Here is a 14,234-nt window from a genome sequence, read left to right on the forward strand (position 1 = left end):
CTCGCCGGGCCATGCTAATGCGCCTAAGGTGGTGGCCTTGTAGGGCACCGTCACCAGTACCACGAGAGCTGGCTTCTCAGCCATCGCCAGCCACGGAGCAACTGAGCGCCACTCTTACCTTTTTTCACAGCATCTGGGGCCTACATTGGCTTGCTTTTCCCAGAAGATAGTTCCCATGAAAAAACTCACATGGCTGATCGCCGCATTCACCGCATCGTGCATGCTGAGCGGGTGTGTCATTCCCCCGCCCGGTCACTACCACGGGCACCATGGCCACGGCGCCCACCAAGGGCATGGACCTCAAGGTGGGCCGCACGGAGGTGGCCCCCGCGGTGGCCGTGGGCATCGTTAAGCCAGCGCTGCCTGCGGCTTGCGCAGCAGGTGACCAAACTGGTTGATCAACATGCCGATGATCACCGCGCCGGTGCCCAGCCACTGCGCAACCGTGGGCTGCTCCCCCAGCACGGCCATGGCAGCCATAAGGCCCACCACCGGCACCAGCAGCGAGTAAGGCGTCACCCGCGCTGCGGTATGGCGCTGCAGCAGCCGTGTCCACAGGCTATAGGCCAGCACCGTAGCCAGCAGCGCCAGGTACAGCACAGCAAACACGGCCTTGCCATCGGCTGCCTGCAGTTGCTGTGCGATGCCCTCGCTGCCCTCCTGCCACCAGGCCAGCAGACAAAACGGCACGATGGGCACCAGGCTGCTCCACACAATAAAAGGCAGCGGTGCGTAACCTGGCACTATCTGGCTGGCCTTGCGTGCCACCAAGTTCGATACGGCCCACATGAAGGCTGCGCCCAAGGTCAAGACAAAGCCTGCCAAGCTCATCTGTAGCGCACCTTCGCCATGGCCCGCGGCAATCACCACCAGCCCGGCAAAAGCCAGCACCAAACCCCACCATTGCGAGGGCCTGGCACGCTCACCCAGCAAGCTCACCGCCAAAATCACCGTGAAGAAGGCTTGTGTTTGCATGACCACCGAAGCCATGCCTGCAGTCATGCCCCAGCGCAACCCCAAAAACAGCAGGCCGAACTGCCCCAGGCCTTGCGCCAACCCGTAAGCCACCACATAGCCCCAAGGCATTTGCGGCGGGCGCACAAAGAGCAGAAATGGCAGGGAGGCCACCATGAAGCGCAGCGCCCCCAGCACCATGGGGCTGAGGGTTTGCAGACCCAGCTTCATCACCACAAAGTTCAGACCCCAAATCACAATCACGGCCAGCGCGCAGAGCCAGTCGCCACGCGACATGTGCGTGGTATGCCCAGGCGATGCACTCATGCCGCTACCGCCACCCGCACCGGTGTGCCATGCTGGCTGCGCGCCTGTACAAAAGCCTCAAATGCCTGCGCACTGGTCTTGCTGGGCACGTACCCCCACTGTTTGAGTGCGTGGTTCAACAGCACCGGGCGATAGCGCAAAAAGTCCAACTGCTCAGGTCCGTAGCGGCTCACGCCCAGCTTGGTGCCCGTCCACAAAGCACCGCGCAGCAAGCTGGCTGGCAAGTTGAGGGTGCGCTTACCCAAACGCTGGGCGATGTCATGGATGGTCAGCGCACCGTCTCCTGCCAGGTTGTAGCAGCCCGGCTCGGCACCATCGAGCGCATGCATGATGGCGCCCGTCACATCCTCATCCCAGATGAACACAAATGGACTGTCACTGCCGCGAATGGCCAGCAAGCGAGGCTTCTCAAACAGGGCTGTGATCTGGTTGTCAACGCGTGCACCCAGGATCGTGCCAATACGCAAAATGGTTTGCTGCAACTGCGGGTGCTGCACCCGCCACTGCGCCAGCATTTCCTCGACCAGGCGCTTGTGGTCAGAATATGCAAACACGGTGTTGCCGCGCAGCGCATCCGACTCGGTAATCCACGCAGGGTTGTCGGCGTAGTAACCATAGGCGGCGCCACTGGAAGACACCACCACATGGTGCACGCCAGCAGCTACACAGGCTTGCAGCACATTGCGCGTGCCATTCACGTCCACGTCGTACTCAAACGCACGGTTGGAATCTTTGCCCGGAGTGACGATAGACGCCAGGTGCACCACCGTGTCAATCGCATGGCGCTCCAGGGTCTGCTGCAGCTGTGCATCACGCACATCCTGCTGGCAATAGACGACCCCGGGGTGCTGGCGCTCTGACGGCACCTCCCGCACATCCACCGCCACCACCGTGGTGTCATTGCGGCGAGCCAGTGCAGCCACCACCGTGCGGCCCAAAAAACCATCGGCACCGGTAATCAAAATACGCTGCGCGCGGGGCAGCTCCTGTTTGCTACTCATGCTTGTACGCCTTCCAGAGCGGGGGCACCTTCTGGCGGCTTGCGCCCCCACCAGGAAGCCAAAGCCAAGCCCGCAATAATGTCCCAAAAACCCCAGACGCCGGCCACCACCGCCATGCCGCCCAAACCCCCAAAAAAGCTGAAGATCAGCACCAGGCCCAAGCCCGCATTGCGGATACCCACCTCAATCGCCACGGCTCGGCGCTCGTAGTCGGCCAGCCCCATCACGCGGGCACAGACATAGCCCGTGCCAAAGGCCAGCGCGTCATGCAGTGCCACTGCCAGCAAAACCAGGCCCACATAGTCCAGGAAGAACCGCCAGTTCCCCACAATGGCTCCGGCAATGAAGCCAATCAACGCCACAAAACTCAGAATGCGCACGGCTTTCTTGCACCGCTGTGTAGCCACAGGGAAACGGTGCGCGCACCACAGCCCCAGTACAAAGGGAATGCCGATGATCATCACGATGTGCCCCACCATCTCCAGCGGATCCAGCGAGATGGACTGCAGCAAGCTGGAGGCTGCCGGATGCATCCCGCCCCAGAACGCAAAGTTCAGCGGCATCACCACGATCGCAATTGCGTTGGAAATGGCGGTCATCGACACCGACAGCGCCACATTGCCGCGTGCGCGGTGCGTGAGAATGTTGGAGACATTGCCCGGCGGGCAGCACGCCACCAGGATCATGCCCAGCGCAATGCTCGGGCCAACGTTCAGCAAACGCGTCAGCCCATAAGTGACCGCCGGCAGCACAATGAATTGCGCGGCAATGCCCACGGCCATCGCCCAGGGCATGCGTGCAACGCGCCGAAAGTCCTCCATGCGCGTATCCAGCGCAATACCAAACATCAAAAAGCCAAGCACCCCATTGAGCAGCACCAAAGAGGCAGGGTTGAAATTCAACCGTATTTCGTCCACAGGCAACATCTTCGTTCTCCTGAAAACTCAGACCAGCTTGGCCACAGCCTCACGCACGGCAGTGCGGTAGGCATCTTTGTTCACATAAAACGCCATGCGCTCCAGTTGCAGGTACTGGTAGCCTGCCGACAAGTCCGGTGCAGGCCCTGCAATCGCCGCCTGCAGGCGCTGTGCGGCAGGCGCTTTGCCTGCTATGCCGCTGAAGTAGCGCGCGACCAGCTCAGCCTGCTCGTAACGGCCTTGCCAGCCCAGGCCACTGGCCTCCACCATGCCCAGCACCGCCAGGTGCGTGTAGCGCGGTGCAAAAATATTCATGTACAGCTGCGGCGCCATGCCCTGCCAGTTCAGGTGGGCACGATCAATGAACGGATAGTGCAAGGTGTAGCCGGTGGCCAGCAGCACCATGTCGTAGTCTTGCTGGGAGCCATCTTTAAAGTGCACCGTCTGGCCTTCAAAGCGTGCAATGTCGGCCTTCACATGGATGTCGCCATGCCCCAGGTGGTGCAAGATGAGCGAGTTCACGATGGGGTGCGACTCATACATCTTGTAGGTCGGTTTGGGGAAGCCAAAACGCGTAGGGTCCCCGGTGAACCATTTGAGCACCGTGCTGTCAAACTTCTGCTTGATCCAGCGTGGCATGGGGCGCTTGCCGCCCAGGGTGTCCGCCGGTTTGCCAAACACATACTTGGGCACAAAGTAGTAGCCACGACGCACCGAAATATCCACGCTTTGTGCATAGTGCACCGCATCCACCGCGATATCGCAGCCGGAATTACCGGCCCCCACCAGCAGCACGCGTTTGCCCGTGAACTGGCTGGCGCGCTTGTACTGGCTGGTGTGCAACAGCTCGCCGGTGAACGTGCCTTCAAACTGCGGCACATTGGGCTCCGCCAAAATGCCATTGGCAATGACCACGCCCTTGTATTGCGCCGTCTCCACATTTCCCTGGGCATTGCGCACCGTCACGCGCCACGGGGTATTCGCATCGTCAGGATCGACGGGCTCGACACGCTCGACATGCACCCCAAAACGAAAGTGCCTGCGCAAATCAAACTTATCGGCAAATGCCTTGAAGTAGCCGCACAGCTCACGGTGACTGGGGTAGTCAGCTACGGAATCCGCCATCGGGAACTCTGCAAACTCGGTGGTGCGTTTGCTGGAAATCAGGTGGGCCGACTCATACACCGTGGAGCGTGGGTTGTCGATATTCCACAAGCCTCCCACATCGCTGTAGGCCTCAAAGCCCTGAAAAGGAATGCCCTGCTTTTGCAGATTGCGTGCCCCTGCCAGGCCCGAGGGGCCTGCGCCAATCAGGGCGATCATGTCTTCCGTGGCTTGCACCGGCGTGGCGGCAGCCAAAGGTGCTGGGGTCACATGGCTTTCATTGCGCATGGTTGTCTCCGTCATTGTGTTTTTTGTAGCGTGTTGTTGAATGCAGTCCTGCGCTAGCGCGAAGGTGGTGGTGAAGCACTATCGCCTGCGGATGGCATGCCAGGAATCGGGTTGCCACCGGGTTCACCCCAGCGTGCCTTGCGGGGCTGGCCGCGCAGCAAGCGATCCATCCATGCATCGGGCAAGCCCCCCAGCAGGCGTGACAGCCAGCCCGTGCGGCGTGGAATCACAATATGCGTATGGCCTTGGGCCAAGCGCGCCAGCATGACCTGCACGGCCGCTTCAGGCTCCATCAGACCGGGCATGGCAAATTGGTTGTTGGCCGTAATGGCCGTGCGCAGATAACCGGGACAGACGGTGTGCACCGTGACGGGGGTGCCGCGCCACTCGGCACGCAGGCTTTCCAGATAGCGAATCAGCGCCCCTTTGCTGGCGCAATAGGCGCCATTCCCCGGCATGCCACGCCAGCCCGCAATGCTGGCAATGCCCACCAAGGCACAAGCCTGACCGGGCGTGTGCTGCCACGCCTGTACAAAGGGCTGGAATGTGGTGGCAGGCCCCAATACATTGATTTCCAGCATGCGACGCAGCACCGGCAAATCTGCAGCCTGGGCGGTATCAAACCCGCTGGCCACACCGGCATTGGCAATCACCAGATCTGGCATACCGGCAAATGCCATCCAATCCTGCGCCATGGCCTGCATGGCCTCGGAGTCGGTGACATCCACGGTGTAGATACGGGTGCGCTCGGGGGCCAGTGCGGCCAGGCGCTCCAGCACGGGGGTCTGAATACCGAGCAGCGCCACTTTGGCCCCACGCGCGATCAAGGCGCGTGCCAAGGCTTGACCCAAACCACCACAGGCACCCGTCAGCACCGCGTTGCGAAAACCGGTGGCAGGAGCAAGAGAGGCAGGAGATACGGACATGGCGCCATCCTTTCGTTACCGCAAAGGGCTTGCCATGACTGTACGTTGAATGATAAAAATCCCGGAAAATTTTATTAAATCGTCTCGAATTCTGAGATTTATGACAGATTCAACCTCTACCCCCGGTTTGCGGCTGTTTGATTTGCTGGAAATTCTGGTGCGTGAAGCCCGTCCTCTCACGCTGGCAGAAGCTGTTGCCGCCAGCGGCTGGCCCAAGCCCAGCGTGCACCGCCAGCTCACCCAGCTGGAGGCTGGCGGCTTGCTGGCACGTGAACCCGATGGCCGCCGCTATGCCCTGGCCCCACGCTTGCTGCGCCTGGCCGAAGCCACGCTGGCGGGCAGCGCCCAGCAAAGCGTGCGCCATGCCGTGCTCCGGCAATTGGTGGCGGACATTGGGGAAAGCTGCAACTTCACCGCCTTGTCAGGCGTGGAGGTGGTCTACCTGGACCGCATTGAGTCGGCCTTCCCCTTGCAGCTGAACCTGCGTCCCGGCACCCATGTGCCCGTGCACTGCTCAGCCAGCGGCAAGCTCATCCTGGCGCACATGGCAGCCGCCCAGCGCAACAGCCTGCTGGCCACCTTGCCGCTGGCACGCTACACCGCGACCACACTCACCACCCGTGAAATGCTGGAAGAAGAGTTCCGCCGCATCCGCAAGGACGGCTACGCCGTGGACGCCGAAGAATTTGTCGATGGACTGGTCTGCGTCGCCGTGCCGGTGCTGGGCCCAGATGCCCGCAGCGTGCGCTGCGCCGTGGCCTTGCAGGCCCCCGTAGCGCGCATGAGCCTGGCCCAGGCTCTGGAGCGTGTGCCGCGCCTGCACCAAGCGGCCACAGCACTGGGGCGCACGCTGGCTTAATTTGTATAGCTGCTAGCGCTTATGGAGCAAGGGCTAGCAGCCAATTTGATGATAAATCCTATCCAGCACCCCGGCGCCAACGCCCGCCAAACTGGTTGACCACCATGCCCAGCAAAACCCCGGCCGTGCCCAGCCATTGCATGCCGGAAGGAAACTCCCCCAGCAACAGCATCGCGGCGATCAAGCCAATCACCGGCACCAGCAGCGACAAAGGCGCCACCGTGCTGGCGGGGTAACGCTGCAGCAATCGGGTCCACAGGCCATAACCCAGCAAGGTAGACAGCAGCGCCAGATACGCCACAGCCCCCATGCCTTGCCACGTCATGCCCGTCAGTTGTGCGCGCATGGTGCTCCAGCCCCCTTCCAGCCACAGCGACATCAGCAGCAGCGGAATGATGGGGAACACACTGCTCCAGACCAGAAAGGGCAGTGGTTCATACACGCCATATTTCGCGGCATGGCGCGTAATCAGGTTGGATGCGGCCCACATGGCGGCCGAGCCAACCGTGCATACAAAGCCGATCAGCGACATCTGCGTGGCGCTATCGCCATGGGCAGCGCCAATCGTAATCAGCCCTGCAATCGCAATGCACAGACCGGCCCACTGCCAGGGCTGAGGGCGCTCTCCCAGCAAGGCAGCCGCCATCAACAAGGTGATGAACGCCTGGGTTTGCAGCACCACCGAGGCCATCCCCGCAGGCATGCCCAGCTGCATGCCCACAAACAGCAAACCGAACTGCCCCACCCCTTGCACCAGCCCGTAGGCAGCCAGCACACCCCACGACAAAGTCGCAGGTGGCCGCACCAGCCACAAGAAAGGCAGGGATGCCGCCAAAAAGCGCAACGCACACAGCAGCAGGGGCGAGACTTCTTGCAAGCCCCACTTCATCACAACAAAGTTCACCCCCCAGACCCCAATGACGACTGCGGCCAAGAGCCAATCCATGGGGCGTAACGTGTGGTGGTTCTGCATAAAAAGCGTGGCGAGCAATCTGGGGGCTCCACTGTCCCACACTTTGCGCCGGGTGCCGATCAACTGCGTGACGCAGGCAGCCACCTATCCACCGACCACCAGGTGTGGTAACCGCTTTTGAACACACAGCGCACGGCGCGCCACAAAAAAGGGCTGTCCCAGACAGCCCTTTTCACCCTGCAGTGCACCGTGTGTGGCAATTAGCTGCCGGCCACCTTCATGCGATTGATGAGGATGGAGCCCACCGTTTTGGCACCGTAGTTATAGGCATCTGCGCCCACGGCTTCAATGCCCATGTACATGTCTTTGAGGTTGCCCGCGATGGTGATCTCCTGGACGGGAAATGCAATTTCACCGTTTTCCACCCAGAAGCCCGAGGCGCCGCGCGAGTAGTCGCCCGTGACGTAGTTCACGCCCTGGCCCATCAGCTCCACCACAAACAGACCTGTGCCCAGCTTTTTGAGCATGGCATCCAGATCATCACCACGGCGCGTCAAGCGCGAGGTCAGCGTCAGGTTGTGTGAGCCGCCGGCATTGCCGGTGGTCTTCATGCCCAGCTTGCGTGCCGAATAGCTGGACAGGAAGTAGCCTTCCACACGGCCGCTATCGAGCACCATGCGGCGCTGCACGCGCACACCTTCGTCGTCAAAGGGCGAGCTGCCCTTGCCACGCAAAATGAAGGGGTCTTCTTCAATGCTGATGTGATCGGGGAAGACCTGCTTGCCCAGCGAGTCCAGCAAGAAACTGCTCTTGCGGTAGAGCGTGCCACCGCTGATGGCTTGCACAAAGCCACCCAGCAAGCCCGCTGCTGCGGGCGACTCGAACAGCACCGGGCATTCGGTGGTGGGGATCTTGCGGCTGCCCAGACGGCTCAAAGCGCGCTGCGCGGCATAGCGGCCAATTTCTTCGGGCGAGGCCAGCTCCACCGCGTCACGCATGGAGCTGTACCAGTAATCACGCTGCATTTCGCCGTTTTTGCCTGGCAAGGAAGCAATCGGCGCCACCGACACGCTGTGGCGCGAGCTGGCATAGCCACCGCGAAAACCACGCGTGTGGGCGCTGTAGAAGTGACTCTGCTGCGCCGAGACGCTGGCGCCTTCGCTGTTGGTGATGCGTTTGTGGGTCTTGAGCGCGGCGTCTTCACACGCAATGGCCAGGCGTGCAGCTTCTTCGCTGCTCACGCTCCAGGCGTGGAACAGGTCCAGATCCTTGTGTGTGGACTCGGGCGCAATGTCTTCGGCGTCGGGCAAACCGGCCGTGGGATCTTCGGCCGTGAAGCGCGCAATGTCATACGCGGCTTGCACGGTCTGCTGAATTGCCAGCTCTGAGAAATCCGAGGTGCTGGCATTGCCACGACGCTGCCCCAGATACACCGTCACCCCCAGCGACTTGTCGCGGTTGCGCTCCACGGTCTCCAGCTCACCTTTGCGCACGCTCACGCTCAGGCCACAGCCTTCGGACGCATCGGCACCGGCATCGGTGGCGCCCAGCTTTTTGGCATGGGCCAAGGCCTGGTCCACCAGACCCTCAAAAAAGGAACGGCTGTAGCTGAAACCAGAATCAGCCTGTGCTGCGGTGGTGCTTGTAGAGCGTGTGCGGGGTTTATTCATAGCGGCGGATATGATACCCAGCACTGCAGCCCCTATGTGCTGCCACCCTATTTCCCCTGAGAAGACATGTCACGCAAACCCAAAAAAGGCTACTACGTGAAAGGCGTGTTCGTTGCAGAAGGCAGCGAGCGCGATCTGGAGCTGAAGGCCGAACTCAAAGGCACCTGGGATCAGACCCGTACCGACCGCAAGGTGGAGAGCGACGCCCTGCAAGATCTGGGCGAAGCCCTGCTGGGCCTGCGCCCCAAACTGCTCGATCGCCTGCAGCTGCCGGAAAAACTGCTGGAAGCCCTGGCTGAGCAAAAGCGCCTGACCAACTTTGAAGCCAAGCGCCGCCAGATGCAGTTCATCGGCAAGTTGATGCGAAAGCTGGAAGAAAGCGAAGTCGAAGCCGCCAAGGCCGCGCTGGAAGAGCAGCGCACAGGTGTGAGCCTGGAGCAGACGCAGATTCTGGTGGCCGAACAGTGGCGCGACCGCCTGATCGACAGCGACGACAACCTGGGCATCTGGCTGGACCAGTTCCCTGCCACCAATGTCCAGCAAGTGCGCACATTGATGCGCCAGGTGCGCAAGGACGAAGCCACCGCCAAACAAAAAGCCATCGATGCTGAAGCCAAGGGCCAGATCCTGGCGCCCGCCAAGAAGGGCAACGCCTACCGCGAGCTGTTCAAGCTGGTGCTCTCCTACATCAACGGCAGCGCCAGCCATGGTGTGGATGATGACCAGGATCACGGCGTAGACGCAGAGGACGAGGCATGAGCGAGCACGATGCCGTCAAGATCGGCATTGTCTCTATCAGTGACCGTGCCAGCTCCGGCGTGTATGAGGACAAAGGCCTGCCTGCGCTGCAGGACTGGCTGGGCCACGCCCTGCGCAACCCTGTCACGTTTGAAGCACGCCTGATTCCGGATGATCAAGCCACCATCAGCCAAACCCTGATTGAGCTGGTGGACGCCGGGTGCAGCCTGGTGCTGACCACCGGCGGTACCGGCCCGGCGCTGCGCGATGTCACACCCGAAGCCACGCTGGCGGTGGCCGACAAGGAAATGCCCGGCTTTGGCGAGCAAATGCGCCAGATCAGCCTGCAATTTGTTCCAACAGCCATCTTGTCGCGCCAGGTGGCGGTGATTCGCGGCCAAAGCCTGATCATCAACCTGCCCGGCCAGCCCAAAGCCATTGCAGAAACCTTGGAAGGCCTCAAAGATGCGGCTGGCCAGCAGCGGATGAATGGTATTTTTGCCGCCGTCCCGTACTGCATCGACCTGATTGGCGGTCCGTACCTGGAAACCGACCACACCGTGTGCCAAGCCTTCCGCCCCAAGAGCGCCCAGCGCGCGTCCAAGGCCTAGCAGCTGCGCAACCACCAAGGCACATGCACCCCATGTGCCTTTTTTATGCAGTGACTGATGCACAGTGACACCTGCCGCACTGCAAGACACAGAGACCCATGAAAAGCCATTTATCGCTGACTTTTATTCTGGCCATGTGCACCATGCTGGGCGCGCTGGGCATTGATACTTACCTGCCCTCGTTCCACGCCATTGCGCAAGAGTTTGCTGTCAGCCCAACAGCCGTGCAGCAGACCCTGAGCGTCTATGTGCTGGCCATGGCCATCACCATGCTGTTTTACGGCACGCTCAGCGACACCTTTGGCCGCCGCCGTGTGCTGATTTTTGCAGGTGTGGGCTATGCGCTGACATCGACCGTCGCCGCGTTTGTGGGCAGCATTGAAGCCCTGGTGGCCGTACGCTTTGCCCAAGGGGCCATGGCTGGTGCAGGCATGGTGATTGCCCGTGCCGTCGTGCAAGATCGTTTCCATGGCGCCGATGCCCAGCGCATGATGAGCATGGTCATGTTCTGCTTTGGCCTGGCGCCCGCCATTGCCCCGGTGTTGGGAGGTTGGCTGCAGGCCCATGGCGGCTGGCGTGCCACTTTCTTCTTCCTGGCAGCCTTTGGCCTGCTGCTGGCCGTCATGTGCTGGCGTGTGCTGCCTGAGACCTTGCCTGCGGCACAGCGCACCCCGCTCAAACTGGGTGTGATTGCGCGCAACTACCTCACCGCACTGCGCCACCCGCAGTTTCGCCTGATGGTGCTGGGCCTGGCCTTGATGTCTGGCGGCATTGGGCTGTACATCAGCGCTGCTGCAGAGTTTGTGATGGTCATCCTCAAGCTCGATGAAACCTCGTTTGGCTGGCTGTTCATGCCGCTGATCGGTGGCTCCATGATCGGCTCGGCCATCTCTGGCGTGCTGGCCAAGCACATTCCCGAGCGTGTGCAGCAAATCATTGGCTACGGCTGCTTGCTGCTGGGTTGCACCAGCAATGTGCTCTACCACAGCCTGACGGCCACACCCACCGTGCCCTGGGCGGTATTGCCCATTGCCTGCTACACACTGGGCATTGCGCTGCTGACGCCGCTGCTGTCGCTGCAGATCATGAACCTGTTCCCACACATGCGCGGCCTGGCCTCGTCGCTGCAAGGCTTCACGCAGATGAGTGTGTTTGCCATCACCGCCGGAGCAATTGCCCCCCACCTGTTCCACAGCGGTCTGGCGCTGGCCATTGGCCAGCTCTGCTTGGTGGGCCTGGGCATGCTGACCTGGTGGTGCTCCACCCGCTACGCATCCACTGAAAAATAAGAGCAACCAGCGCTTGTCAAACCTAGAAAATCTATAGATTTCTATTTGAGATCAAGATAATACTTGCGCTTTCAGCTATCCTTTTAGAAACATCGCACCCAAAAAAAGGCAGCCCATCGGCTGCCTTTTTTGTGCGGCATCCCGCGCGGCTTACAGCTTCTGGCTGGACATGAAGCTGTCGAAGCGACCTTCCGCAAAACGGAACCACAGCACTTGGTCGCGCTGGAAGTTGCGGTAGTCGGTGTAGACCTTCTTCCAGTCTGGATTGCTGGTATCCAGGCTCTGGTACAGCTCCATCGAAGCCTTGAACGAAGCGTCCATCACTTGCTGCGGGAATGGCAGCACCTTGGCGCCTGCGGCCACCAGTTGCTTGAGGGCAGCGGGGTTGCGGGCATCGTAGCGACCTTGGCAGGTCACATGGGCTTCATGGGCTGCCGCCTTGACAATGGCCTTGTACTCATTGCTCAGACCGTTGAACGCCTTGTCGTTGATGTAGAACGACAGGTTCAGCGAACCTTCCCACCAACCGGGGTAGTAGTAGTAAGGCGCTACCTTGTTCAGGCCCAGCTTCAGATCGTCGTAAGGGCCGATCCACTCGGCAGCGTCAATCGTGCCTTTTTCCAGCGACTGGTAAATTTCACCGGCCGGAATGTTTTGCGGCACAGCACCCAGCTTTTCCAACACGCGGCCCGCAAAACCGCCCACGCGGAACTTCAGACCCTTGATATCTTCCGTGCTCTTGACTTCCTTGCGGAACCAGCCACCCATCTGCGCGCCGGTGTTGCCACCCAGCATCGGCACGATGTTGTACTTGGCGTAGAACTCGGTCATCAGCTTGCTGCCGTTGCCTTCCACCACCCAGGAAGTCAGCTGGCGCGAATTCATGCCGAAGGGGATCGCACCGCCAATGGCAAACACTTCGTTCTTGCCGAAGAAGTAGTACGGCGCAGTGTGGGCCATTTCCACGCTGCCGTTTTGCACGCCATCGACCACGTTGAACGCAGGCATCAGTTCACCGGCCTGGTGCACCGACACTTCAAACTTGCCACCCGTCATCGACTTGACCGCCTGCGCAAATACGTCGGCCGCGCCATAGATGGTGTCCAGGGATTTGGGGAAGCTGGAAGCAATGCGCCAGCGCAATGCAGGTTGTGCGTGCACGGCTGGGGCTGCAGCAGCAGCCAGAACGCCGGCGATACCGGCATTTTTGAGCATGGAACGACGATCCATTAGGGGTCTCCTTAGGGGTTATGAAACGAACCTCTCCCATCTGCGCCGCTTCTGTGGCGGTCTTGCAGACACAAAAAAACCGGTGCTGAGAGCGAAAGCATGCACCGGCCTTTATCTACGCCGCGCTTGCATGGCCAACCATGCAAGCGCTGTACGCACAGTCAATTACAGCTTGACCGACGTCATGTACTGGTTAAAGCGCAACTCCGAGAAGCGCTCCCACAGCAGTTGATCGCGCTGGAAAGCACGCATGTCTTGGTGGATTTCCTTGAACTCGGCCGACTTGGCTTCGTGCTCGGCAAACACTTCCATGGAGGCCTTGAAACCCGCGTCCATCACGTCCTTGGGGAATGCCTTGAGCTGGGTCTTGTCCGCCACCAGCTTCTTCAGCGCGATGGGGTTGAACGCATCGTACTTGGCCGTCATGTCACGGGCTGCCACGCGAGTGGCGGTGTCCACAATGGCCTTGAACTCGGGCGACAGCGCGGCATAGGCCTTGGCGTTGACGAAGAACTCCAGCTCTGCGCCACCTTCCCACCAGCCGGGGTAGTAGTAAAACGGTGCCACTTTGTTGAAGCCCAGCTTCTGGTCATCGTAGGGGCCCACAAACTCGGTCGAGTCCAGCGTGCCTTTTTCCAGTGCCTGGTACACGTCGCCAGCGGGCATGTTTTGCGACACCACACCCAGCTTGGCCATGGCTTCACCAAACAGACCGCCACCCAGGCGCATCTTCAGACCCTTCAAGTCGGCCACGGACTTGATTTCCTTGCGGTACCAGCCGCCCATCTGGGTGCCGGTGTTACCCGCGCTGTAGCTCTTGATGTTGTAGTTGGCACAGAACTTGTCAAACAGCTTGCGGCCGTTGCCATGTTCCATCCAGGCATCCATCTGGCGCGCTGTCAGGCCGAAAGGCACTGCGCAGCCAAATGCAAAAATAGAGTTCTTGCCCGTGAAGTAGTACGGCGCGGTTTGCGCCATTTCGATGGTGCTGTTTTCAATAGCGTCCACCACACCGAACGCGGGCATCAGCTCGCCTGCAGCATGGGTCGACACTTCAAACTTGCCGCCCGACAGGGCCTTCACCACCTGGGCAAATTTTTCAGCGCTGCCGAAAATGGTATCGAGCGACTTGGGAAAGCTCGAGGCCAGGCGCCAACGGACTGCCGCTTGCGCGTGAACAGCTGGGGCTGCTGCGGCAGCCAAGACACCAGCAATGCCAGCGTTTTTAATGAGGGAACGACGGTCCATTTTTTCTCCTTGAATATGCACACGCGGCTGCTGCAGCAATCTGCCGCCACACCCAGCAGGGCGTACAAAATTTTAGGAATGGAAAATGTAAAAACCGTTGGGGGTAAACCCCTGAAACCAGCGCGTCTTCAGCCAATTGTCAGTCAGCCCGCAGGCTGA

The 14,234-nt window shown here is 60.6% G+C and carries 14 protein-coding genes; 5 read left to right on the top strand and 9 right to left on the bottom strand.

Annotated features, from left to right (window positions below; translation table 11 throughout):
- The first annotated feature begins 175 nt into the window (after positions 1-175).
- A complete protein-coding gene (locus AC27VO_RS07115) occupies positions 176-352 on the top strand; it encodes a hypothetical protein (RefSeq protein ID WP_488666023.1) in 177 nt (58 codons plus the stop codon).
- On the opposite strand, the gene AC27VO_RS07120 is transcribed toward AC27VO_RS07115, so the two are convergent.
- From AC27VO_RS07120 to AC27VO_RS07140, 5 genes are read right to left on the bottom strand one after another with little or no spacing between them, the layout of a single operon-like run.
- The gene (locus AC27VO_RS07120; protein WP_488666408.1) at positions 349-1,251 is read right to left on the bottom strand and encodes an EamA family transporter; all 903 of its coding nucleotides are present in this window, start codon (positions 1,249-1,251) and stop codon (positions 349-351) included. The genes AC27VO_RS07115 and AC27VO_RS07120 overlap by 4 nt on opposite strands.
- Before the next feature lie 26 nt (positions 1,252-1,277).
- Positions 1,278-2,282 carry an SDR family oxidoreductase gene (locus AC27VO_RS07125; RefSeq protein ID WP_488666024.1) on the bottom strand — a complete coding sequence of 335 codons (1,005 nt, stop codon included), beginning with the start codon at positions 2,280-2,282 and terminating at the stop codon, positions 1,278-1,280.
- Positions 2,279-3,208: a bile acid:sodium symporter family protein gene (locus AC27VO_RS07130; protein ID WP_488666025.1), complete on the bottom strand. Its 930-nt coding sequence runs from the start codon at positions 3,206-3,208 to the stop codon at positions 2,279-2,281. Before AC27VO_RS07130 ends, AC27VO_RS07125 begins: the two co-directional genes overlap by 4 nt.
- 18 nt (positions 3,209-3,226) lie before the next feature.
- On the bottom strand, positions 3,227-4,591 hold the full coding sequence (locus AC27VO_RS07135; protein WP_488666026.1) for a flavin-containing monooxygenase: 1,365 nt from the start codon (positions 4,589-4,591) through the stop codon (positions 3,227-3,229).
- Positions 4,592-4,644: 53 nt separating this feature from the next.
- A complete protein-coding gene (locus tag AC27VO_RS07140) occupies positions 4,645-5,517 on the bottom strand; it encodes an SDR family oxidoreductase (protein ID WP_488666027.1) in 873 nt (290 codons plus the stop codon).
- 100 nt (positions 5,518-5,617) lie between these two features.
- Here AC27VO_RS07140 and AC27VO_RS07145 point away from each other — a divergent pair, with 100 nt between their 5' ends.
- Complete coding sequence (locus AC27VO_RS07145) at positions 5,618-6,376, top strand: IclR family transcriptional regulator (protein ID WP_488666028.1); 759 nt, start codon at positions 5,618-5,620, stop codon at positions 6,374-6,376.
- Positions 6,377-6,434: 58 nt separating this feature from the next.
- Here the strand turns inward: AC27VO_RS07145 and AC27VO_RS07150 are convergent, their stop codons facing one another.
- Positions 6,435-7,322, bottom strand: coding sequence for an EamA family transporter (locus AC27VO_RS07150; protein WP_488666029.1), 888 nt, complete (start codon positions 7,320-7,322; stop codon positions 6,435-6,437).
- Between the two features lie 227 nt (positions 7,323-7,549).
- Entirely contained in the window at positions 7,550-8,959 is a 1,410-nt protein-coding gene (pmbA, locus tag AC27VO_RS07155; protein WP_488666030.1) for a metalloprotease PmbA, read from the bottom strand.
- Between the two features lie 66 nt (positions 8,960-9,025).
- On the opposite strand from pmbA, the gene yjgA reads away from it, so the two are divergent.
- From yjgA to AC27VO_RS07170, 3 genes are all read left to right on the top strand, one after another.
- Positions 9,026-9,718, top strand: a complete 693-nt coding sequence (gene yjgA, locus AC27VO_RS07160; RefSeq protein WP_488666031.1) for a ribosome biogenesis factor YjgA — start codon at positions 9,026-9,028, stop codon at positions 9,716-9,718.
- Positions 9,715-10,308 carry a molybdopterin adenylyltransferase gene (gene mog / locus AC27VO_RS07165; protein ID WP_488666032.1) on the top strand — a complete coding sequence of 198 codons (594 nt, stop codon included), beginning with the start codon at positions 9,715-9,717 and terminating at the stop codon, positions 10,306-10,308. The genes yjgA and mog overlap by 4 nt, the downstream gene beginning before the upstream one ends.
- Positions 10,309-10,406: 98 nt before the next feature.
- The gene (locus AC27VO_RS07170; RefSeq protein WP_488666033.1) at positions 10,407-11,597 is read left to right on the top strand and encodes a multidrug effflux MFS transporter; all 1,191 of its coding nucleotides are present in this window, start codon (positions 10,407-10,409) and stop codon (positions 11,595-11,597) included.
- A gap of 150 nt (positions 11,598-11,747) precedes the next feature.
- Here the strand turns inward: AC27VO_RS07170 and AC27VO_RS07175 are convergent, their stop codons facing one another.
- The gene (locus AC27VO_RS07175) at positions 11,748-12,827 is read right to left on the bottom strand and encodes a TRAP transporter substrate-binding protein (RefSeq protein WP_488666034.1); all 1,080 of its coding nucleotides are present in this window, start codon (positions 12,825-12,827) and stop codon (positions 11,748-11,750) included.
- 165 nt (positions 12,828-12,992) lie between these two features.
- Positions 12,993-14,075, bottom strand: coding sequence for a TRAP transporter substrate-binding protein (locus tag AC27VO_RS07180; RefSeq protein WP_488666035.1), 1,083 nt, complete (start codon positions 14,073-14,075; stop codon positions 12,993-12,995).
- Positions 14,076-14,234: the final 159 nt, after the last annotated feature.

Source organism: Comamonas sp. 14P8.1.4, assembly GCF_057799285.1.